Source organism: Bacillus cereus group sp. RP29, from assembly GCF_040459765.1.
Lineage (GTDB): Bacteria > Bacillota > Bacilli > Bacillales > Bacillaceae_G > Bacillus_A > Bacillus_A paranthracis.
The window spans coordinates 1,505,941-1,526,837 of record NZ_JARVHN010000001.1; the positions used below are offsets into that span (position 1 = coordinate 1,505,941).

Sequence of the window (20,897 nt, forward strand, 5' to 3'; positions counted from 1 at the left end):
ACTTAGTAAATGGTAATGTTTATTTTAAATGATAAAGCAGCTAGCTCAATGAACTAACTGCTTTATCGTCCAACAAGAACAATACCCACAATACATTGTAACTAAAGGTTACAACTATAGTATGAGCAGAAGTGAAAAAGTTATGTAAGAAAGCAAAAAAATTTCATTAAGCACAACTAAGCAGCTAGTTAATAAAACTAACTGCTCGTTGTACAAAAGAAATTTAGGCCCTACAAGTAAATGATATGTAACTTTAAGTTACAGCTATATTATAAGCAGAATTAAAAATATTATGTGGAAGTGAAAAAGAACTAAATAAAAACTTCATTTTGGAGAGAAAGGAGGGATAGGATGGTCCTTTTATATGATCCTAAAACAAATATATTATCTGAAACTACTTATGAATATTTAGTTGAATTAACAGGAATGATGAAAGGTTCTCTTATGAGTGCGCGAAGCAAAGGGAAGAGGATTAGGAGTATTGGCTGCTATCTTGCTAAAGATGATTTGACAGTGCAGCAGAGGCGAGAATGGTATGAAAAGGAAAAGTATCATAACGAAACTTGGAAAACGATTAAAGGGTCTGATGATACATTTCTCATTTCTAATTACGGCAGGTTCAAGCGAATAGGTAAGAAGAAGATATGGTTCCTTCTCCCGATACTTAAAAAGAAGAGCGGATACTTAGAAATTAAGGTGAAATATAAAGGCGTGTACAAGAATTATATAATAGCTCAATTAGTCGCTGCGCATTTCCTTGGCGCTCCAAAACAAGGAGAGTCAGTCAGATATAAGAACGGGATAAAGACAGATACCTTTGTTGGAAATCTAGAATACATTTCAAAAGAAAAATTAGGTAAGTTAACAGGTTTTAGATCTCGTAGTAAACCAGTTGTTCAATTGGATATGAATACAAAAGAAATTATTGGAGAATTTAGGTCTGCAAGAGAAGCCGGAAGGAAAAGTTATCTTTCTTATCAAGCGGTACTAGACAATTGCAATCATAAATCACGGACAAGCGGTGGATATATCTTTATGTTTGCTGACGAATATGAACAAATAGCCAATTAGAATAAAAATTTCATTTTGTAGAGAAATGAGGTGCTAGGATGAAAGGCTCTACAAAGTATCAATTATTAAAAGCTGATTTCGATCATGCTGTAAAGCAGCTTAAACAGAGGAATAAAGAAATTGGGCTTCTTAGAGCAAGTCGTGATTCATCTATACACGAATATCGCCAATTGTTTAACGAACGGATGAAACTTAAAGAGGAAATTGAGTTTTTAAAAGATGATGTTCAAATAAGGGATGAACATATTGAAAGACTCGAGAAGGAATTACAGGAATATAAAAGAGCAGCTAGCAAAGGCTAACTGCTCTACGAAAGAAACGTTAAGAAGAAAGTTCAATCATTAAGTGTTATTTATAGTATGGCCAAGATTTTGGGCTTTATTCAAGGGGGAATAAAGATTGGAAGATATAAAGTGGCATGAAGCAGAAGAGAATAATGATGGTATTAAGACAATTGCAATGATTGAACTTGATAAGAAATTAAAAGGTGTAACAATGTATGGATACAACAGGATAGTTGGTTATAACGGTATTTTAAAAGGTGAAAAAGTTTTCTATAAAGGAGAAGAATATACCGTGGTAATGGTATCGAGATTAGGGGACTTTGGTTTATCTAAAACAGGAGAATTGCCATACATTTTACGTGCTTGCCCAAAAGATGTTGTAAAAAAAATAAAAGAGCAGCTAGCAAAAGCTAACTACTCCTTTTGACAAAAGATTCCGGGCTGCCAACACTGTTAAGAAAGCAGCTTATAGATAGTATGCACAAAGTTATGCTAATTATTCAAATGAATAAAGGACAGCTAGCGGAAACTAACTGCCCAACCCTTAAAAAAAGGGAGGAATTAACGGGTATGTAAAAATTCCTCACCTATAGTGTTAACGAAATATTGAGTTTTATTCAGAAGGGACCGAAATATTGTGAGTAATTTTAACGGTGAGAAGTTAACGGAACTTCGGCATTTATTCGGAATGACTCAAGGACAAGTTGCTGAATTGTTAGAGGTTGATATTAATAAGTTGATTGAGATAGAGCGGTCAAGAATTATCCCATCGTTTAATCAAATACAAGTACTATGCAGAACATTTCATGTTAAATCAAAGTATTTTTATAGCAAATCATTTGTAACTAGTGTGGTAGATCCGAGTTATATTTCTTTTCGATACTAAAAAGGAGGTAGAGGGAAATGAGAGCAAGATATTGTGAGTATTTTATTAATTACACTTTTTATGATGAAAAAGACAAAAGTGAGTATGAGAGTAGCGCTACAATAACGATCACTAAGAAAATGAACAGAAATATGATATTTGCAATCGCCAATGATATAGAGGAAAGAAATAACGTTAAGGGCGTCATTATACGTAATTACCAATTACTTCGAGAAAAACGAGGGCGGAAAATTTAGAACAAAATAATCCTTTTGAAATTATATAGGCATAATGCATATTCAATCAATTTTTTGAATGTAATAAGGTATTAAATTAATGAAAACACCCAAAAATGGACAGTAAAACTGTTTCGTACGAAGGAGTGAGAGGATTGAATAATTTAAAAAAGAAGAAATTGAAAAAAGCAATTTCTCGTCGTACAAAGGCTATACAAAAATATGAGAAAGAAAGATTAGATAAAGCATGGAGGAACCTTTTCATGCAGACAAGTATGACGAAATAAATATAGTCCGGCTAGAAAACTAGAGGACACCAATTCATTAAAGCGGCAATTAAGGCTGTTTTAGGAATAGGTGTCCTTTTTATTTTGAAAAGACCAACTATGAGAAGTCAAGAGGAATTTTATAAATAGGAAACTTAAAAAAGGGTGCACCAAATAACCCTAAGAGATGTTAAAAAAAATAAAAGTATCAAACTTCTTTTGAATATTGAGGGATTTCATACGGTTTATTGTTTTTTAGGATGGCATAGATAATGTAGCACAACTTTCTAGCTACAGCTCCTATACAAACATAGTAGTGCTTTCCTTGTTTTCGTTTCTTCTCATAAAAAGCTTTCAAGACAGGGTCATGTTTATGGGCTGTAATAGCGGCTTGGAATAAGGCTCTACGTAAATGAGAAGAGCCACGCTTAGATATAGACATACCTGATGATTCAAATTGTCCAGATTGGGACACAGAGGCATCAATGCCTGCGTAAGCGACAAGTTTAGATGGTTTATCAAAGCGGTGTATATCCCCAATTTCACTTAGTATAGTGGCACCTAAAATTGGTCCAACGCCAGGTACTGTCATGATAGGAGTATCTAAATCAATTAAAAGTTGTGACATTTCGTCTTCACATTCTTTGATTTGATCTTCGATAAAACGAATTTGCTCCATCAACATTTTTAGTTGGAAGGAAAAAGCGTTTTTACAGAAGGTAACACCAAACGAATTAGAGGCTAATTCCATTAGCTTGTTAGCTGTTTTCTTTCCTAGTCGGTTACGACTGGTTTGCTCAATTATTTGTGTTAAATCATCAATAGATATCTGTTCATAGTCACTAGGAGAGGCATATTCAAGTAAGATTTGCGAAGAAGTTTTACCAAAAACATCCGAAAAGATGCTTTGGTACTCTGGGAAAGTCTGATCTAATACGACAAGAGCTTTTCGTTTTAAATCACTCATATTACTTACAAGCGCATTACGAAAGCGGCTCATTTGTTTTAGAGCGAACATTTTTTCGTCCACAAGTGGGGTTTCAACAAAACGGCCGAATCGAATGATATCGGCAATCATAGTGGCATCAATGGCGTCTGTTTTTCGCTTTCTAATTTCTGTTCCTTTTCGCCAGGCATTGGTTTGAATGGGGTTTAATACAATGACTGAAAATCCATGATCCAGTAGAAAAGAATAAACAGCTAACCAATAATGTCCGGTGGCTTCCATTCCAATCAGTATTTCTGTAGGAGACTCAATGTATTGGTAGATCTGATTTAAAAGGGTTTGTCCACCTTCTTTGTGATTCTGAAAAGGAAATGGCTTAGTAATAGGTTTTCCCGCTTGATCGATAATGGACGCATAATGTTTATGTTTAGCGATATCAATACCTAAATAGAACATAGCTTACACCCCTATATTAATTAGTGTTAGATAGTGCTTTCCTCCCCTGAACTAATAAGCGCTACTACCTCGTAAGAGATACGAAGAATGACCAATGGTCATCAACATCCAACTCATTCGTAAACTACTTATTAGACAGAGGTACCGCTCTTTTTTACGAATACAAAGATTCAGGGAGATGGTCGGCAACACTCTATCTACAAATATTAGTATCTCATAAAAATAGATACCCTTGGGTTTATAGGTACATCCCGTCCCTAAAAACCTAACTTAATCATACGAGGGAGATGGGGAAATGAAGGCACTAAGAGATCAATTACGTGAATGGAAAAAGCAATCCAAGCAAGGAAAGAAGAAAAACCAGAAAAAAAGAAAAGAAAAATTAAGTACTCGTGACATTGAAGATTTAATGGGGATTCGTGGTCCGCGTTATGAACGTAGACGCGGAGCTTTAAGACAAAAGTAAAATTATTTAAGGAGGAACTCAAAATGAGAGAACAGTTATTTTTTAATATGCCAGTTGTTGATACAAAGAAAACAAAGAAAGCGGTAGAAGAAGTGTTGGAGAATTATCGTGAGTATTTGAATACATTGCCAAGTAATCTAATGCCGAAAGTAACGACAATGTTTTCAGAGGTTCCTCCGACATTTACAAATCAATTCCATAGTTCTACTGAAGACATTGCTATTGAAAGAATTGAACTAGAGCAACAAAGAAAAGAATACATGGATTGGGTACATCAAGCTGTGAATACGTTAAAACCTGATGAAAGATATATTATTTTTAAAAGCTATATGGAAGAAGAAATTGAATCAGATTTAAATATTTGGCTTGAATTAGGTGTAGGAAAGACAAAGTATTATAAGTTAAAAGGTTCAGCGTTACTACGTTTAGCGTTTAATTTAAAAGTGGAAGTATACAAGAAGAAAGCAAAACGTAAGGAGGAGGTGAAGAATGTATGAATCTTGTTCAGCCCATTAGAGATAGGGAAGCAATCCAGGAAATGAAGGAGTTTTTCAAGGAGCAGAATGAAAGAAACTACATTCTGTTCCTTCTTGGTATTAATACAGGATTACGCATATCGGATATATTACGTCTTCGCATTCGTGATGTGGAGGGTTGGAGTATCTTTATTCGTGAAAAGAAGACAAAGAAGGTAAAGGAAGTGAAGATGCCTCCAGAATTAAAGAAGGCAATACGTGAGTATGCGAAAGGGCGACCGAAAAATGAGTTTCTTATTAAGAGTAGGAATGGTAAGAATAAACCAATTACTCGATCCATGGCCTACATCATATTGAACCAAGCAGCAAAAGAGTTTGGCTTAGAACGTATTGGGACGCATTCTCTCCGAAAAACATATGGATACCATCACTATAAGCAGTTTAAAGATGTGGCAGTGTTACAACAAATGCTCAACCATACTGATCAAAAAGAAACGCTAAGGTACATTGGGATAGAACAAGATACGCTAAATGATTATCAAAAGAAATTTAAAATCTAGAGACCTATATTTTTTTAGGTCTTTTTTGAATTAGCTACAAAAGAAAAGTGTCAAATTCATTTTGAAGAATTAAAGCAAAGCCTTGTTACTCTAGGAAAAAACGGAATAGGTCAATTCAACACTCTATGGTTTATAGTGAATTCATTTCTAAGGATTAAAGAACATATTTGTTCAAAACTATGCAAAAAGGGACTGAAAAACGGTGCGGAAAAACGCAGAAATAAAAACGCGAACTATTTGCGAACTATTTACGGACACGTTTTGGTTTTTAACATGATATATTTGTATTGTGAGAAGTGGCGGAAAACATTTCTCACAGAATTCCTGATAATGAAAATGGATCGTCATGACCGGTGGCGATGGTTGCAGATTGGATGAATAGTTGTTTCTTGATTTCGCATTCAACTGTAATTTATGTTATTCAAGCGAAGAGGGGCTTTTGCTCTTCTTCCAGTTACTTAATAATGTTGGCGCGGATATATGTAACAACACTAGGTGATTGGAAAAAGAATAAAACTTCACGTACCACAATTAAAATACAAATGAATAATCGAGAGAAAAGCATCCATTCGGGTGCTTTTTTATTTTAGAGGAGGATGAAGAATGAACTATAAAACGCAATTAGAATGTAGAGGTAAAGAATGTCGTACAGTAATGTTTGGTCATTTTTTAGAAGGAATGAACTGTGTTAAGTGTGGCGGCCCGACAATAGAGAAACCGTATAGACCAGTCGAAAAGCAAGTAAATCAAAATAAGAATAGTGAACTAATAATACAAGTAGGTGTAGATACAACTGAGGCGTTAGAAGGAATTAAAGAAGTAACTGAAGCTGCTAATGGATGTACAGATGCGTTGGAGAAGTTAGAAAAGGTAATGGATAAGTTTATAAATAGAAGTGATACAGTGGAACTCTATTGTGAAGGTAAATTGTTATCGAAGTCTACAGTTAATCATACAGCTGATTCAATCCAAAGTCGGGTAATTAAGGGAGAAGAACTTAGGAGTGACATAAATGAAACTAACTAAACAAGAACAAGCAGTTATAATCAGCACATTCATTTCGATGCTAGGGACAGATCTTGTAAATGAGCGAATCGATAAACAAAAATTAGAAAGTGTGCTCCCTATTTTTAATGAGATGGAAGATAACACAACACCAAGGCAAAGAAGAGAAGCAATGGTTAGTTTGCTCGATAAAACAATAGATGAATTCTTAAAACAATAGCCATAAAAAAAGGAAAAGCAACTCGCATGGGGGCGAATCACTTTTCCAGATGGCAATGTTAATTTCATTATAACAACTTGTATTTATTTGTAAATATATAATCGGAATATTCTTTCAAAGGGGGCGAGGAAAGATGATTAAGTTCAACGGTATTGATAATACACAAGTAGATAAAGAGCGGCAAAAAATAGAAGGTATAAGGAAGTTAGAATTAACGTTAACAGAAGAAGGAGACGTTGGTACGGTATCAATTGAGCGATATCCTTTTGCATGTAACTGGAGTAATGAAGATGAGAAACAATGAACGAATATAAAACCAAGCAACAACGAAAGTTCTACGATAAATACAACAGGGATAAAGAAGCGAAGAAGTTCTATGACAGTACAGCTTGGCGAAGGTGTAGAGAGTTAGCATTGATACGAGACAACTACCGTTGCCAAGAGTGTATGAAGCATGATCCATTGATACCAGTACCTGCTGATATGGTCCATCATATCAAAGAAAGAAGTGAATATCCTGAACTTGCATTAACATTAGATAATTTAATTAGTTTATGTAATGCATGTCATAATAAAGAACATCCTGAAAAGGGTGGAGGGAAAAAGAAAAACAAAAGAAAGATTCAGTTTGTAAAAGTAAAAGCGAACAAAGAATTCATATAGCCCCCCTCCTTTTATTGTTCAGATCCGTTTCCGCCCAGACCGGCTGCCACCTTCGTGTGCAGCGCAAGTGGTTTTTCTAAAGGGGGGTAAACCCTAAAAATAAGAGCTTTTTAATTTTAGATCGATACTTTTTATCCATAAAATGTAAGTGGGGTGATGTCGTGGATAAAGGATTGAATGAAAGGAAACCGCCTACTCATTTAAAGAAGGTAGGAAAAGACACTTGGATTCGTATTTGGTCTGTTTTAGAAGGAGAAGGTAAGGCTGATATCAATGATCCAATTGTAGTTGAAGCGATTGCCTTCAGTTATCAAATGTTTAGGGAAATGGCAGCCAATGTTAAAAAAGAAGGTCTGACAATGGAGTATACAAATAAAGCAGGCGCTACAAATCTAACTAAGCATACTTTAATTCCAGAGATACCTAAGTATTTACAGCAGATTCGTCAATATTTAGGGGAGCTAGGGTTGACTGGGGCAAGCCGGAAAAAGCTTCAGGAAGAGTTAACTGGAGATTCTGATGATGATTACGACAACTTCTAAGCCATCTGAAATAGCTAAGTGGTATAAAAATTGGCGAAATGAACAGATACAGCATTTTAATATTTTGATCGATCCATCTCCTGAACTAAGAACAACATGGTATGCCGAACAAGTTGTGAAAGGAAACATAATAGCTAGTAAGAAAAACATCTTGTCTTGTCAGCGTCATCTAAATGATTTAAAGAGACAGGGGACTGAGGAGTTTCCTTGGATATTTGATGAAGAAAAGGCTCATAGACCAATACGATATATCGAAAAATTTTGTCGTCCATCAAAAGGTGACTATAAAAGGTTAGTTCTTCAACCGTGGCAACACTTTGTTATAGGTTCTTTATATGGATGGATTCATAAGGATACTGGTTATAGGCGCTTTCGTGAGGGTCTTATTTTTATTGGGCGTAAAAATGGGAAAACGACAATGATTTCTGGTTTGTCTAATTATGCTGTTGCTAAAGATAATGAGCCAGGTGCTCGTGTTTATGTTTTGGCAAATACAAAACAACAAGCTGGAGAATTGTTTGATGAAAGTCGTGCAATGGTTCAAAAATCCCCCCTTCTTCGGAAGCATTTACGTGAAAATCAGAAAGGCATTTTTCATGATAAAACGCATTCTAAAATTGAACCTCGCGCATCTGACAGTAAGAAGCTAGACGGATTAAATACACATCTTGGTATTTTTGATGAAATACATGAATTTAAGAATTTCAAGTTAATCAATGTTATTAAAAAATCACGTGGTGCACGTAAACAACCAATGATTGTTTATATCACTACAGCAGGGTATCAGCTTGAAGGACCGCTTGTTCAATACTATGAAATTGCAACGGATGTTTTGGAAGGGGTTATCGACCAAGATAGAAAGTTTTATTTCATGGCTGAAATGGATAATGTAGATGAAATTGAGAATCCTGAACTATGGATTAAAGCAAACCCTAATATGGGAGTTTCGCTAGACCTTCCATCGCTTATTGATGATTGGAATACAGACAAGCATACGGATGCTGAAAAAAATGACTGGATTACAAAGCAATTTAACATCTTTGTTGATAATGATGAAATGTCCTTTGTTGGTATTGAGATATTAAAAAGGAATGAAGGAGTTATTGATATAAAGGGATTAACTGGTAAAGAATGTGTTGCAGGTTATGATTTATCTGCAACAGAAGATTTTACAAGTGCTTGTTTAGAGTTCCCTTTAGATGATGGAAATGTTTTTGTATTATCTCATAGTTGGGTTCCGCAGGCTAAAGTTGATCGTGATAACGAAAATATTAGCTTTAAAGAGTTTAAAGATAAAGGTTGGCTCACTATTATCCCTGGTGAGTATGTGAAATATGAGTATGTGTATGATTGGTTTGTTGAGCAATCTGAACACTATTTCATAAAGAAAATTACTTATGATCCAGCCAATGCTTATCGTTTAAATGAAGATTTGAAAGCATATGGATTTAAAACTGAACCAGTTCGACAAGGTCATTTAACTTTAAGCCCAGCATTAAAGGATGTAAAAGAATTGTTGTTAGATGGAAAAATAATTAGTAATAAAAACCGTCTTTTCCGTTGGTATATGAATAATGTAAAGCTTGTGGAAGACAGGAACGGGAACTTTTTACCATCTAAACAGAGTAAATATCGAAAAATTGATGGTTTTGCAGCGTTTTTAAATGCTCACACAGAAGTAATCCCTATGTTATCTCAATTACAAGGTGATGGAAATATTGAATTTATATCAGTTAACGATCTTTTTAAATAGAAAGGCGGTGAGAAATTGAAACTGATTAATCGTGTTAAGGGGGCAATTAAAGGAGCTTCATTGGGATGGAAAGGTGCTGGATATGACTTCACTTCATGGTTTGGAAGGAAGTTTTGGGGTATTGATAATGCGAAGTTAGCTACAAATGAGACGATTTTTAGTGTGATTAGCAGATTATCTAATACAGTAGCATCTTTGCCATTAAAGCTTTACAAGGATTATGACACGGTTTTTAACCAAGTGTCTGATGTTGTGATTAATGAACCGAATCCAAACATGACCGGATTTGAATGGATAAATAAAATTGAAGTTTCAAGAAATGAGACTGGAAATGGATATGCAGCTATTATCCGTGACATTCGATTTCAAGTGGAATCATTAATCCCTATTGAATCCGCTTATGTAACGCCTTTTTTAAACACTGATGATAATAATTTGTGGTATGAGGTACGTGGGATTGAAGGTACATATTATATCCACAATATGAACATGTTTCATGTTAAACACATCACAGGTATTTCAAGATGGAAAGGTATTTGTCCAATTGATGTATTGAGAAATACTCTTGAATATGATAAGGCAGTACAAGAATTTAGTTTGTCAGAAATGCAGAAGAAAGATAGTTTTATTTTGGATTATGCAACACAGGTAGATAATGACAAGAGACAAAAAATCATTGATGATTTTAGACGATTCTATCAAGAGAATGGTGGTATTTTATTCAGGGAACCAGGTGTGAATATAGAAGAAATGGAGCGGAAATACTTCGCTTCAGATACGTTAGCATCAGAACGGATTACTCGTTCAAGGGTTGCTAATGTTTTTAACGTTCCGGTTACATTTTTAAATGACACGGAAGGACAGAGTTATAGCAGTAATGAACAGCTGATGATTCAGTTTGTTCAAATGACTTTAACTCCTATTGTTCGCCAGTATGAGCAAGAAATGAACCGTAAGTTGCTGAATAAAAAAGAACGGCAAGAAGGCCATTACTTTAAATTTAACCTTGGAGGGCTGTTAAGAGGTGATACGGCTTCAAGAACAGCTTATTATCAAGCTGCAATTAGGAGTGGATGGTTATCACAAGATGATGTTCGTCAAAAAGAAGATGAACCGCCTGTGGGTGGTAATGCTTCAAAACTTTGGGTAAGTGGTGATCTATATCCGATTGATATGGACCCAACTCAACGGAAGGGGGTGAAAAACGGTGGCAAAGAACAAACAGAATAAGTTTTTTCAAATGAAAGCATCTGCCAATGGTAAAACGGCCGATGTTTTTATTTATGGAGAAATTACAAAGTATGCATGGGAAGAGTATGGAGAAGTATCTTCTATTACGTTCAAAAATGAACTTGATGAATTAGGTGACGATATTGAAACGATCAACCTTTACATCAATAGTCCAGGTGGATCTGTCTTTGAAACGATGGCTATTATCGCAATGTTACAAAGGCATCAGGCGAAGGTTATCTCTTATATTGATGGAATAGGCGCTTCATGTGCGTCAGTATTACCAATGATTTCAGACAAAATTATTATGTATGCTAATTCAATGATGATGATTCATAATGCGTGGACATACGCATCAGGAAATGCCAATCAGTTACGTAAAGCAGCGGATGACATTGAACGTATTAACCAGTCGATGGTACAACACTATTTAACTCGTGCTGGCGATAAGTTAGATGAAGATACATTAAAACAATTACTAGATGCAGAGACATGGTTATCAGCTGAGGAAGCAATGAATTATGGACTTTGTGATGAAATTATCTCAGAAAATAATGCGGCAGCATGTCTAGATGAAAAATGGATGAAAGAATACAAAAATGTTCCACAACAATTAGTAAACGCACAAGCTAACATACCATCCAACGAAATGTTAGAAAGACAAAAAATTGCCGAAGAAGCGAAAGCTAATGCGGACTATATAAAGACAATTTTAGGAGGAATTCATTTATGAAAATGAAAAATAAATTTCGATTATCTCTTGGTAACTTTCAATACTTTTCAAAAAATACATTATTTGAATTAAAGCAAAATTTATCCACTATTGGTCAACAGCTCCAAAAAGTAGAGAATGAGCTTTCTCAGAAGGCAATTGATCCATCCGCAACCATGGATAGTCTTCAAGCGTTACAACAATCTAAGAAAGACCTACAAATGCGTTTCGATGTAATTAAAGAACAACATGATACGATGGAAGCTGAACAAAAAGCACAATTCCAAAGTCAAACTGGTTTGCAAGCTATTGAAGATCCAAAACAAAAGGTAGTTGCAGCGAAAGCAGAATTGGTTCGGGCAACAATTCGCGGTGGTACCTTATCACAAGAAGCGCGAGCGGCTCTTGGTGATAAAAATTCCACAGGTGGAGAAAAGATTCTCCCAAGTACGATGACGAACGAACTATTACATGAGCCATTTGTTAAAAATCCATTAAGAGAGGTATCTACATTTACAAGTGTGACTAACCTTGAAATTCCCAAAGTTACATTTACATTAGATGATGACGATTTTATTGCTGATACAGAAACAGCGAAAGAATTAAAAGCTGAAGGTGATGTTGTAATATTTGGGCGCAATAAATTCAAGATTTTTGTCCCTATTTCAGAAACTGTTTTAGCAGCAACTGACACAAACTTAGTACAAACAGTAGATCAAGCACTAGAAAGTGGTTTAGCAGCAAAAGAGAAAAAAGTAGCATTCACAACAACTCCTAAAGCAGGAGAAGAATCCATGTCATTCTATAAAGCTGGTATTAAAACTATTAAAGGTGCTAATTTATACAAAGCTATTAAGTCAGCAATTGCAGATTTACATGAGGATTTCCGTGCAAATGCAACTATTAAAATGCGTTACGCTGATTATCTAGATATAATTGAAATGCTTGCAAATGGTAGCGCTACTTTATACAATGCTCAACCAGAACAGGTTTTAGGTAAACCGGTTAAGTTCTGTGATTCAGCAGTAAATCCTGTTGTGGGTGACTTCCGATATTCGCACTTCAACTACGATCCGAAGATGATTTATGATCGTGACAAAGATGTGAAAACAGGTATTGAACTGTTTGTTTTAACAGCTTGGTTTGATCATAAAATTAAGCTAAAATCAGCATTCCGTATCGCAGAAGTACAGACTACACCCTAATCCTCCCCAGGGACCAACAGGATTAAAAGTTGATTCAACTACGGTAACAACGGCCAACATTAGTTGGTCTCCTGTTGTCTATGATGGGGGCATTAAAGAATATCAAATAATCCGTAACGGAAAACAAGTAGGAACATCGGTAACAACAACATATAAAGATACAGGTTTGACAGGTGATACAACGTATTCTTATCAAATAAAAGCTGTAGCCAATAATGGGTTAATTTCATCTTTAAGTGATGAATTATCAGTAAAAACAAATGCTTCAGGATCGTAGGTGATAGTATGCTGGAGCTTATAAAAGGGAAATTAAAAATTGATGGGAATGAAGAGGATACTGTTATTCAGCTTCTAATTGATGGAGCAAAAGAAGCTTTATTAGGATCTGGTGTTCCTGAAAGTGAAAAGGCACTCTACAAAATAGCAGTAATTACACATGTCTTATTAAACTACGAGAATCAAGATAAGTCATTAAATGTCCCTGCATTAAAACAGTCATTAGAAACTACTATATTGCAATTAAGGGACTATAATAATGGTGATAATCATGAATCCAAGTAAATTAAATAAACGAATAACAATTCAACAAGAAATTACAAATAAAAAAGATGAAGAGGGGAATCCAATTCCATCTGAATGGAAAGGTGTTGTCACTGTTTGGGCAAGAGCAAAAACACCATTTGGAAAGGGATTTAATTATGAAATATTCGCTGGAAATACCGAGAATGCGGTACGTACAGTGAATTTTTTTATGCGATTTCGTAGGGGGATTGATTCGAAAATGCGAGTCTTGTATGATGATCGACTCTTTGAAATAAAAGCTGTTGTAGATGTTGATGAACAACATAAAGAAACATGCTTGGTGTGTGAGGAGCGATCTATATGGCAGAAGTAACGACCTTTGGAATACAAGAAGCAATTCAGCGTTTTGAAGCTTTAGGAAGAAGTGTAAAAACAATTGAAAACTCAGCATTAAAGAAAGGTGCTGGGGTAGTAAGGGATGCTTTAGAGGCAGAAAGTCCAGTAAGTGCACATCCGAAACCACCTTCACCAAAAGAATCATGGAGAACAGGTAAACATGCAAAGGATGAGGTGCTTGTCGGAAAAATAAAAACTCGAAATGGAGTCAAATCAATTAGTGTGGGGTGGGAAAAAGATGATAATTCTCCACACTTTTATATGAAATTCCAAAATTGGGGAACCAGTAAAATGCCCCATCCACCACATAAAGGGTTTATAGAAAAGACAGTAACTCACACGGAAGTAAAGGCAGTTCATGAGATGCGAAATGTCTTTGCAGCGGCATTGCAAATCGTATGAGATTTTTAGAAAAGGATGTGTTACGTGCTCTTACAAATCCTTTTATTGTAGAAAAAATTGGTGGAGAATATATCTACAATATGGTTCGTGGTGATGATAACGGAAAAACATGGATTACTTATTCTGAGCTAGATAATGGTGCTGGGAGATACGCAGAGGGTGTGGAATCTACCAGCATTATTTTATTTCAAGTAGATATTTGGTCCTTTAGTCCCGTGAAGGGGGATTTAAAAGAAGCGGTAAACACCTGTATGAAAAATATAGGATTTCAGCGTATTACAACAGCAAATTTATATGAACCAGATACGAAAATCTATCATTATGGTATGAGGTTTCGTACAGAATTAAAAATTTAGGAGGAAAACAAATATGGCAATTGCAGTCGATTTTAGAGATTTACATTATGCGATTTTGACAGAAACACCAGATGGTAAGTTTACGTATGCAGCACCTAAGAAAATTGGAGATGCAGTAAGTGGCAAAGCTTCACCTAAAAATGAATCTGTAACGTTCTATGCAGAAGGAGGTCCACTAGCAACAGCAAGTGCTTTTGGTGGTGTAGAAATCGAATTAGAAACAGCGGATATTTCATTATCTACTTACGCTGAACTATTAGGAAAGAAACTAATTAAAGGTCAGGTAATCGATAATGTAAATGATGTGGCTCCGTATGTAGCGTTATTATATCGTTTACCAAAAGACAATGGGAAAAACCGTTTTTATTGCTACTACAAAACGAAATTTGAAATTCCTGAAGATGAGCACAAGACAGCTGAAGATAAACCAACTTTCCAATCAGCTAAAATTAAATGCAAAGCGATCCAACGTTCAGATGGAAACTGGAGACATCGTTTAGATGAAGAAGAAACAGGATATGATGCAACCGTTGCAGCGAACTGGTTTAAAACAGTTCCAGCACCACCAACAGAAACAGCGCCGTCACTTAGCAAATAAAATTATAAAAAAAGGTACAGCTAATGCTGTGCCTTTTATTTATGAAGGGAGATTCAATCATGCAAGAAAATCAAAAGACAGAATCATTTAAATTGGTTTTAAATCTACCTACTGGTAAAAAAACTTTTTTCTTACCAACATATATTTCATCTACGGATGGTTTTGAAGCAGCTGAATGGACAGAAAAATTAAATGTTGAAAATGTTCGTTTTGATGTGCTAAAAGAGGCTACTCATTTTGTTGTCAAAGTGTTTGGAAATCGATTTACGGTGGAAGAATTTCTTGAGGGAGTACACATTTGGTTTTTAACATCAACTATTTATGCTATTTGTTTAGCCATTGTAGGTCGTATAGCTGAGGCTGTGGCAGTTATTAATGCTATTGACTCAAAGACAAATTCAGCAAAAAAAAAGAGACAGAGGAACAGAAAGAACCGTTCAAACCAACAGAAATGATGTTAGGAATATACAATATGTTACAAGATTCAGGAATATCCCAAGCAGATATTAATCAGATGGATTTAGTGCTTTTCTTTAAAACATTAGCTTATAAGAAAAAGCAAGAAGATAAAAAAGTAGTCCGAACAGCAAATCAAGCACCAGATTGGTTGTAAAGGTAGGTGAGATAAATGGCTGGAGATATGGAAATTGGCGCACGAGTTACGCTTGATACCCAACGTTTTGAAAATGGAGTAGCAGGAATTAATCGTGGTTTACGTTTGCTAGATTCAGAGTTCAATTTAACAAGTGAAAGAGCTAGATTGCTTGGTAATTCTGTTGAACAGTTACAAAACAAGTTAACTCATTTGAATGAAAAATTCACATTACAAGGTCAAAAGATAGAACATTACCGCCAGAAAATTGAACAAGCAAGACAAAAACAAGAGCAATTACAAGCCACAAATCTAACATTGGCAGCATCAATGGAACGTCTTGAAACACAATATAATCAAGCAGTTCAGACATTTGGGAAAAATTCGCAAGAAGCGAAACAATTGAAACAAGAATTAAAGCAATTGCAAGCTGAATATACAGCGAACGGACAGGCGTTACAAAGATTAAATACACAAATTGATAACAATACAATTGCTATGAATCGTGCTGAAACAGCTCAGGCACGAATTCAAAATGAGATAAGAGAGACAAATCGTGAATTAGCTGAACAACAAAATCGCCTTCACCGTACTGGAGAACGGATGCGTGATACAGGGAATAAAATGCAAGATGTAGGCGGACAGGTGGGTACTACCTTTGCAGCCATGACAGGCGTTATTGGTGCTGGGCTTGCGATGGCTGTTAAAGAATCTATGAACTTCGAACAGAAAATGGCTGATATTCAAGCAGTTTCTGGTGCGACTGGAGAAGAGATGAAACAAATTGGTGACCTAGCAGTCACTATGGGGGAAAAAACAAAATACTCTTCTGTGGAAGCAGGACAAGGAATAGAGGAATTAATTAAAGCGGGGGTAAGCCTCACTGAGATTATTAATGGCGGTTTGGAAGGTGCCTTAAACTTAGCGACAGCTGGAGAACTAGAATTAGGAGAAGCAGCTGAAATTGCATCGACAGCTTTAAATGCGTTTAAAGCCGATCATCTTTCAGTAGCAGATGCAGCCAATATTTTGTCGGGAGCAGCAAACGCATCAGCTACTGATGTAAGAGAGCTTAAATATGGTTTATCGGCATCATCAGCAGTAGCAGCAGGAGCTGGTTTGACATTCAAAGATACAGCTACAGCTTTGGCAGTATTTGCGCAAAACGGATTAAAGGGTTCCGATGCAGGTACATCTTTAAAAACCATGCTAATGCGGTTAAACCCATCTACAAAAGAAGCATACAACAAAATGCGTGATTTGGGTCTTATTACGTACAATGCACAAGCTGGCTTTGATTTCTTGGTTAAAAACGGTATTCAACCAGCTTCCAGAAATGTAGGGGATATAGAGGTAGCTTTAGAAAAATATGTAATGAAAACAGAAGGCGTTACGAAATGGAATGATAAATGTGATACAACATTCCGCGAATTAGCGACCAGTTCCGCTTTTTTATCTTCAAAATTCTATGATCAGCAAGGACATATTCAAGGATTGGATAAAATTTCTGGATTATTAAACGAATCTATGAAAGATTTAACGGATCAACAAAGAAGTATGGCATTAGAAACATTATTTGGTTCTGATGCAGTACGTGGTGCAACAATCCTTTATAAAGAGGGCGCAGAAGGCGTTAATAAGATGTATGGAGAAATGTCGAAAGTCACAGCATTAGAAGTTGCTGAGACGAAGATGAATACAACTAAAGGTAAAATTGAACAGCTAAGCGGTGCTGTAGACACTCTTAAAAAGTCCTTTGGAGATGCTTTGTTACCGATATTAGTTGACGTTGTAGAGGGTGTTCAAGGGGTAGTGGATTGGTTTAATAATTTAGATGAATCTACACAACAAATGATTGCTAAAAGCTCGTTATTAGCTTTTGGGATAGCAGGAGTAACAACAGCTGTAGGATTTTTAGCGATGGGTATCGGTGCTTTATTAGCAAATCCAGTCGCTTTAGCAATTACGGGAGCTGTTCTTGCTGTAGGAGCGCTAGGTATAGCAATTGTTGATCTGAACGAAAAATCCAAACAGGCACAAAATGATATGGATAAGTTTGGACAAAGAGTAAGTGACGCAACGAGTAAAGCGGCTGGTGCCTATGTGGATTTAAAAGATAAGGCTATCAATAACATGATGGATTTAAAGCTTAAAACAGGTGAAGAGGCGAATAAAGCAGCTGACGAAACCATTAAAGCTTTTCAAAGAATGACAAATGAAGTCATTAAAGAGTTAGAGGGAAAGAAAAGTGAATTTAATAAGATGTTTAGTCAGTTAATGGGAGCTGTCCCTGAGAGTGCCAAACAAACCTTAGAACAAGTTAAGAATAATGTCATTGAATCCATTAATAAAGAGATTGAAGTTGCTACACAAGCAGAAAAGATTTTGGAAGAGGGTATTAAAAGGTATCAAGGAGATACCATGAAAATGCCAAAAGATTTCGCTCAAAAATTCGAACAAGCATTACAGGTCGCTGACAAAAACGTTCAACAATTCTATACAAAAGCAAAAGAAATCACATCGATTTCGAAAGAGATTGAAGCTGGCGGAATGTTATCTTTAGATGCTGGAAAAAAACGGTTTGAAAGCATCATAAAAGTATATGAGGACGGTGTTAAATCTTTAGAGAAGCAAACTAAAGGTTGGCGTGAAAATGTAGAAAAAGCGTTTAAATTAGGTGAAATTAAGCCGGAAGAAAGAAAAGCAACTTTAGATGCTATTGCACTTTATGAATCTAAGCATGTGAATGATTTACAATCTATTAGAAATGATGGATTTAAAGTATTGCAACAGCATATGAAGGAAGAAGATGCTGAGATTTTAGCGTCACAAGCCAAAAGGATTGAAGCAGAAGATAAAGGCTGGAGCGCACGCTTTAAAGCTGCATATGGATTTCGAGAAAAAGCAGCTGATTTAGAGCAAAGATTTAGAAGTGATCAAGAAAAGGCAGAAAAAGATTATCAAGATAAATTACTTCAGTATGAGTTGCAATATGGTAAATCTAAAATTGAAAGCATAGGAATGTATCTTTCTGAATTAAAAAAGGGTACAGAGTCATCTAGATTGTTAGCTGAATCAATGGCAAAAGAAATTGATGGGAAAATGAAAATTGATTTAGGACCCGCTGGGCAATTTACAATTGATACATTCTTACAGAAGCTTCAAAAGGGAGAATTAGATTCTTCAGCTGTAGCAACAGCAAATGCTAATAAACTGAAAGAAGTTTATAAAGTGGACCTATCACAAAGTGGTATTGAATCCATGCAAAAATGGATTGATGGTATTAAAACCAAAGATACTGGTGAAGTGAGAGAATTCCTAAGTAAAAATATGCAGGGTAATACCACAATTGATTTAGGAATCTATGGGAAAATGACAATGGACTCATGGATTACAGGACTTCAAACAGGTACTTTATCTTTTGATACTGTATTTCAGTTTTTCCAGCAGCAAGTAAAAAATGGCGTGAAAGTAGATGCCACTCAAGAAGGTCAGAATAATATTCAAACTTTAATTAACGGGATGCAAATTGGAGCTTTATCTTTACCACAAGTAGCACAAACTATGGGGTTAGATATTAAAAGTAATGTTCAAGTTGATCTTGGAGAAGCTGGTCAATTTAATGTGCAGACGCTTGTGCAAGGGATGCAAAATGGCTCTATTAATGCTGAGCTAGCAGCAAAGGCGATTGCACTGTTAGTTGAAAATGGAGCTAAGTTAGATCTAACTCAGGTCGGATTTGATATAAGTCAAACACAGGCTAATGGAATTTCTGGTAATATGGCTCCAGAGAATGCATCGACAGGAAAAAAACAAGCTGTGGAAGGAATTATGGGTAGTACCACTGATGGCGGTGGCGGAAGTAAGAGTGGTAGCGAACTAGGGCAAGGGATAATAAGCCAAGATGGCTATATTAAAGGGAGCGCATTGCAAGTAGTTGCTAGTGCTCATAACGCTTTTAGCACTATTAATGGAAACCCAGCAGGTAATCAAGGTGGACAAGGTGTTGGAAGTGGTATTGTTAATCAAAAAGGCTACATTAGAGGAAGTGCTCTGGAGGCTGTTACGTCGGCTCATGCTGGTTTTAATACAATCAATGGTACTCCACAAGGGCAAAAAGGTGGTAGTCAGTTTGCTCAAGGGATGGAAAGTACAAAAGGACAAGCGAGATCAAGTGGTTCTAATGTAGCGGAAAGTGGAAATTCCGGTCTGAAAAGTGTTAGTTCGGTGAGTCCTGGTGAAGCATTCTCAAGTGGATTTGCTAAAGGTATTTCCAATGGTCAATGGAATGTACAAACTGTAGCCGCTAGTTTAGCACGAGGTGCGTTTGAAGCATTGAAAGCTACACTTAATGTAAACTCTCCGTCAAAGTTAACTAGGGATCAAGGGGGTAAACCTTTTAGTGAAGGGTTTGCTCTAGGTATTCAAAAGGGATCTTATATGGCTGAACGAGAGAGTCGTACACTTGGCTCAAAGGCAAATAAAGCTTTAGTGAACGAGTTAGCATTAGGTAGTACTTCGAACAAGATGCAATTTACAGGGGTTCAAATGGCAAATGGAATTGCAGAAGGAATTAAAACACAATATTCCGTTGTAAGGGATGCATTACAAAATACAGTATCAGGAGCTGTTAATAGTATACGTTCTTTAAAACCCGAAGAAATATTTAGTTTTCAGGGAGATGATCCGTTAACTAAATATTTTAATGCTATTTTTGTAGATGGAGATTGGCAAAACGATTGGATTACACATATTCCTGAAAGTATGCGTGATATGGTCAGAGAAATTGGTCGTCAAATGGAAAGGTTTGAAGGGCTTTCTGTTTATGATGTTGGGAACCTTTCTAGATGGAGAGAGGTGTTATCAGACAACCCTAATGTTGTTCAATATAGACCTGACAATGATAATCCAGACAAACAACCATATACAAAACAAAAACCTGTATATATTGAGATTCCAGTTGTATTGGAAGGACGGGAGATAGCAAGAGTAAGTCATCAATATATAACTGAATATCAAAATAGAGCACAAGAAAGAAACTCAGTCTTTTAGATTTGGGTTTCTTTTTTTGACAA

Annotated in this window: 27 protein-coding genes and 1 pseudogene; 27 read left to right on the forward strand and 1 reads right to left on the reverse strand. The window is 35.9% G+C overall.

Annotated features, from left to right (window positions below; translation table 11 throughout):
- Positions 1–351: 351 nt before the first annotated feature.
- From QCI47_RS08085 to QCI47_RS08110, 6 genes are all read left to right on the forward strand, one after another.
- A complete protein-coding gene (locus tag QCI47_RS08085; RefSeq protein ID WP_000243721.1) occupies positions 352–1,071 on the forward strand; it encodes an NUMOD4 domain-containing protein in 720 nt (239 codons plus the stop codon).
- A 38-nt stretch (positions 1,072–1,109) separates the two neighbouring features.
- Entirely contained in the window at positions 1,110–1,373 is a 264-nt protein-coding gene (locus QCI47_RS08090) for a hypothetical protein (RefSeq protein WP_016718364.1), read from the forward strand.
- 97 nt (positions 1,374–1,470) lie between these two features.
- Positions 1,471–1,782, forward strand: a complete 312-nt coding sequence (locus tag QCI47_RS08095) for a hypothetical protein (RefSeq protein ID WP_061182770.1) — start codon at positions 1,471–1,473, stop codon at positions 1,780–1,782.
- A 210-nt stretch (positions 1,783–1,992) separates the two neighbouring features.
- Entirely contained in the window at positions 1,993–2,241 is a 249-nt protein-coding gene (locus QCI47_RS08100) for a helix-turn-helix transcriptional regulator (RefSeq protein ID WP_016718362.1), read from the forward strand.
- Between the two features lie 17 nt (positions 2,242–2,258).
- Entirely contained in the window at positions 2,259–2,477 is a 219-nt protein-coding gene (locus QCI47_RS08105; RefSeq protein WP_016718361.1) for a hypothetical protein, read from the forward strand.
- Between the two features lie 134 nt (positions 2,478–2,611).
- Entirely contained in the window at positions 2,612–2,743 is a 132-nt protein-coding gene (locus QCI47_RS08110; protein ID WP_001061241.1) for a DUF3983 domain-containing protein, read from the forward strand.
- A gap of 187 nt (positions 2,744–2,930) precedes the next feature.
- Here the strand turns inward: QCI47_RS08110 and QCI47_RS08115 are convergent, their stop codons facing one another.
- Positions 2,931–4,124, reverse strand: coding sequence for an IS110 family RNA-guided transposase (locus tag QCI47_RS08115; protein WP_049106919.1), 1,194 nt, complete (start codon positions 4,122–4,124; stop codon positions 2,931–2,933).
- Between the two features lie 295 nt (positions 4,125–4,419).
- Here QCI47_RS08115 and QCI47_RS08120 point away from each other — a divergent pair, with 295 nt between their 5' ends.
- From QCI47_RS08120 to QCI47_RS08220, 21 genes and pseudogenes are all read left to right on the forward strand, one after another.
- A complete protein-coding gene (locus tag QCI47_RS08120) occupies positions 4,420–4,590 on the forward strand; it encodes a hypothetical protein (RefSeq protein WP_000645945.1) in 171 nt (56 codons plus the stop codon).
- Positions 4,591–4,613: 23 nt separating this feature from the next.
- Positions 4,614–5,087, forward strand: a complete 474-nt coding sequence (locus QCI47_RS08125) for an ArpU family phage packaging/lysis transcriptional regulator (protein ID WP_001209121.1) — start codon at positions 4,614–4,616, stop codon at positions 5,085–5,087.
- Positions 5,084–5,626 (forward strand): tyrosine-type recombinase/integrase, encoded by a 543-nt coding sequence (locus QCI47_RS08130; protein WP_001055139.1) that lies wholly within the window; start codon positions 5,084–5,086, stop codon positions 5,624–5,626. Before QCI47_RS08125 ends, QCI47_RS08130 begins: the two co-directional genes overlap by 4 nt.
- A gap of 603 nt (positions 5,627–6,229) precedes the next feature.
- A complete protein-coding gene (locus QCI47_RS08135) occupies positions 6,230–6,652 on the forward strand; it encodes a hypothetical protein (protein WP_229137025.1) in 423 nt (140 codons plus the stop codon).
- Entirely contained in the window at positions 6,639–6,851 is a 213-nt protein-coding gene (locus tag QCI47_RS08140) for a hypothetical protein (RefSeq protein ID WP_048548537.1), read from the forward strand. The genes QCI47_RS08135 and QCI47_RS08140 overlap by 14 nt, the downstream gene beginning before the upstream one ends.
- Positions 6,852–6,984: 133 nt before the next feature.
- Positions 6,985–7,155, forward strand: coding sequence for a hypothetical protein (locus tag QCI47_RS08145; RefSeq protein WP_162839803.1), 171 nt, complete (start codon positions 6,985–6,987; stop codon positions 7,153–7,155).
- Positions 7,152–7,514, forward strand: a complete 363-nt coding sequence (locus tag QCI47_RS08150) for an HNH endonuclease (RefSeq protein WP_048548534.1) — start codon at positions 7,152–7,154, stop codon at positions 7,512–7,514. The genes QCI47_RS08145 and QCI47_RS08150 overlap by 4 nt, the downstream gene beginning before the upstream one ends.
- A 161-nt stretch (positions 7,515–7,675) precedes the next feature.
- Positions 7,676–8,056 carry a phage terminase small subunit P27 family gene (locus tag QCI47_RS08155; protein WP_000357495.1) on the forward strand — a complete coding sequence of 127 codons (381 nt, stop codon included), beginning with the start codon at positions 7,676–7,678 and terminating at the stop codon, positions 8,054–8,056.
- Positions 8,037–9,809 carry a terminase large subunit gene (locus tag QCI47_RS08160; RefSeq protein ID WP_000633618.1) on the forward strand — a complete coding sequence of 591 codons (1,773 nt, stop codon included), beginning with the start codon at positions 8,037–8,039 and terminating at the stop codon, positions 9,807–9,809. The genes QCI47_RS08155 and QCI47_RS08160 overlap by 20 nt, the downstream gene beginning before the upstream one ends.
- 15 nt (positions 9,810–9,824) lie before the next feature.
- Complete coding sequence (locus tag QCI47_RS08165) at positions 9,825–11,039, forward strand: phage portal protein (RefSeq protein WP_000767176.1); 1,215 nt, start codon at positions 9,825–9,827, stop codon at positions 11,037–11,039.
- The gene (locus QCI47_RS08170; protein ID WP_001107318.1) at positions 11,017–11,772 is read left to right on the forward strand and encodes a head maturation protease, ClpP-related; all 756 of its coding nucleotides are present in this window, start codon (positions 11,017–11,019) and stop codon (positions 11,770–11,772) included. The genes QCI47_RS08165 and QCI47_RS08170 overlap by 23 nt, the downstream gene beginning before the upstream one ends.
- A complete protein-coding gene (locus QCI47_RS08175; RefSeq protein WP_000782636.1) occupies positions 11,769–12,956 on the forward strand; it encodes a phage major capsid protein in 1,188 nt (395 codons plus the stop codon). The genes QCI47_RS08170 and QCI47_RS08175 overlap by 4 nt, the downstream gene beginning before the upstream one ends.
- Before the next feature lie 25 nt (positions 12,957–12,981).
- Positions 12,982–13,233 (forward strand): annotated as a pseudogene (locus tag QCI47_RS08180) (fibronectin type III domain-containing protein); the annotation flags it as partial.
- An 8-nt stretch (positions 13,234–13,241) separates the two neighbouring features.
- Entirely contained in the window at positions 13,242–13,517 is a 276-nt protein-coding gene (locus QCI47_RS08185; RefSeq protein WP_000891191.1) for a head-tail connector protein, read from the forward strand.
- Positions 13,504–13,851, forward strand: coding sequence for a phage head closure protein (locus QCI47_RS08190; RefSeq protein WP_001069940.1), 348 nt, complete (start codon positions 13,504–13,506; stop codon positions 13,849–13,851). The genes QCI47_RS08185 and QCI47_RS08190 overlap by 14 nt, the downstream gene beginning before the upstream one ends.
- Positions 13,839–14,276, forward strand: a complete 438-nt coding sequence (locus tag QCI47_RS08195; protein ID WP_000852722.1) for an HK97-gp10 family putative phage morphogenesis protein — start codon at positions 13,839–13,841, stop codon at positions 14,274–14,276. The genes QCI47_RS08190 and QCI47_RS08195 overlap by 13 nt, the downstream gene beginning before the upstream one ends.
- Positions 14,273–14,632 (forward strand): hypothetical protein, encoded by a 360-nt coding sequence (locus QCI47_RS08200; protein WP_001211423.1) that lies wholly within the window; start codon positions 14,273–14,275, stop codon positions 14,630–14,632. Before QCI47_RS08195 ends, QCI47_RS08200 begins: the two co-directional genes overlap by 4 nt.
- 13 nt (positions 14,633–14,645) lie before the next feature.
- Positions 14,646–15,230, forward strand: a complete 585-nt coding sequence (locus QCI47_RS08205) for a major tail protein (protein ID WP_000952020.1) — start codon at positions 14,646–14,648, stop codon at positions 15,228–15,230.
- 59 nt (positions 15,231–15,289) lie between these two features.
- Positions 15,290–15,685 (forward strand): phage tail assembly chaperone G, encoded by a 396-nt coding sequence (gene gpG, locus QCI47_RS08210; RefSeq protein WP_001157384.1) that lies wholly within the window; start codon positions 15,290–15,292, stop codon positions 15,683–15,685.
- A 17-nt stretch (positions 15,686–15,702) separates the two neighbouring features.
- Complete coding sequence (locus QCI47_RS08215; protein ID WP_000938712.1) at positions 15,703–15,843, forward strand: hypothetical protein; 141 nt, start codon at positions 15,703–15,705, stop codon at positions 15,841–15,843.
- 15 nt (positions 15,844–15,858) lie between these two features.
- Positions 15,859–20,874 carry a phage tail tape measure protein gene (locus QCI47_RS08220; protein WP_319608724.1) on the forward strand — a complete coding sequence of 1,672 codons (5,016 nt, stop codon included), beginning with the start codon at positions 15,859–15,861 and terminating at the stop codon, positions 20,872–20,874.
- The last annotated feature ends 23 nt before the right edge of the window (positions 20,875–20,897 follow it).

Coding starts and splice junctions, on each gene's coding strand:
- QCI47_RS08085 (WP_000243721.1), top strand. CDS start 352: ATGGTCCTTTTATATGATCCTAAAACAAATATATTATCTGAAACTACT.
- QCI47_RS08090 (WP_016718364.1), top strand. CDS start 1,110: ATGAAAGGCTCTACAAAGTATCAATTATTAAAAGCTGATTTCGATCAT.
- QCI47_RS08105 (WP_016718361.1), top strand. CDS start 2,259: ATGAGAGCAAGATATTGTGAGTATTTTATTAATTACACTTTTTATGAT.
- QCI47_RS08115 (WP_049106919.1), bottom strand. CDS start 4,124: ATGTTCTATTTAGGTATTGATATCGCTAAACATAAACATTATGCGTCC.
- QCI47_RS08120 (WP_000645945.1), top strand. CDS start 4,420: ATGAAGGCACTAAGAGATCAATTACGTGAATGGAAAAAGCAATCCAAG.
- QCI47_RS08125 (WP_001209121.1), top strand. CDS start 4,614: ATGAGAGAACAGTTATTTTTTAATATGCCAGTTGTTGATACAAAGAAA.
- QCI47_RS08130 (WP_001055139.1), top strand. CDS start 5,084: ATGAATCTTGTTCAGCCCATTAGAGATAGGGAAGCAATCCAGGAAATG.
- QCI47_RS08135 (WP_229137025.1), top strand. CDS start 6,230: ATGAACTATAAAACGCAATTAGAATGTAGAGGTAAAGAATGTCGTACA.
- QCI47_RS08140 (WP_048548537.1), top strand. CDS start 6,639: ATGAAACTAACTAAACAAGAACAAGCAGTTATAATCAGCACATTCATT.
- QCI47_RS08145 (WP_162839803.1), top strand. CDS start 6,985: ATGATTAAGTTCAACGGTATTGATAATACACAAGTAGATAAAGAGCGG.
- QCI47_RS08150 (WP_048548534.1), top strand. CDS start 7,152: ATGAACGAATATAAAACCAAGCAACAACGAAAGTTCTACGATAAATAC.
- QCI47_RS08160 (WP_000633618.1), top strand. CDS start 8,037: ATGATTACGACAACTTCTAAGCCATCTGAAATAGCTAAGTGGTATAAA.
- QCI47_RS08175 (WP_000782636.1), top strand. CDS start 11,769: ATGAAAATGAAAAATAAATTTCGATTATCTCTTGGTAACTTTCAATAC.
- QCI47_RS08185 (WP_000891191.1), top strand. CDS start 13,242: ATGCTGGAGCTTATAAAAGGGAAATTAAAAATTGATGGGAATGAAGAG.
- QCI47_RS08190 (WP_001069940.1), top strand. CDS start 13,504: ATGAATCCAAGTAAATTAAATAAACGAATAACAATTCAACAAGAAATT.
- QCI47_RS08195 (WP_000852722.1), top strand. CDS start 13,839: ATGGCAGAAGTAACGACCTTTGGAATACAAGAAGCAATTCAGCGTTTT.
- QCI47_RS08200 (WP_001211423.1), top strand. CDS start 14,273: ATGAGATTTTTAGAAAAGGATGTGTTACGTGCTCTTACAAATCCTTTT.
- QCI47_RS08205 (WP_000952020.1), top strand. CDS start 14,646: ATGGCAATTGCAGTCGATTTTAGAGATTTACATTATGCGATTTTGACA.
- gpG (WP_001157384.1), top strand. CDS start 15,290: ATGCAAGAAAATCAAAAGACAGAATCATTTAAATTGGTTTTAAATCTA.
- QCI47_RS08215 (WP_000938712.1), top strand. CDS start 15,703: ATGTTACAAGATTCAGGAATATCCCAAGCAGATATTAATCAGATGGAT.
- QCI47_RS08220 (WP_319608724.1), top strand. CDS start 15,859: ATGGCTGGAGATATGGAAATTGGCGCACGAGTTACGCTTGATACCCAA.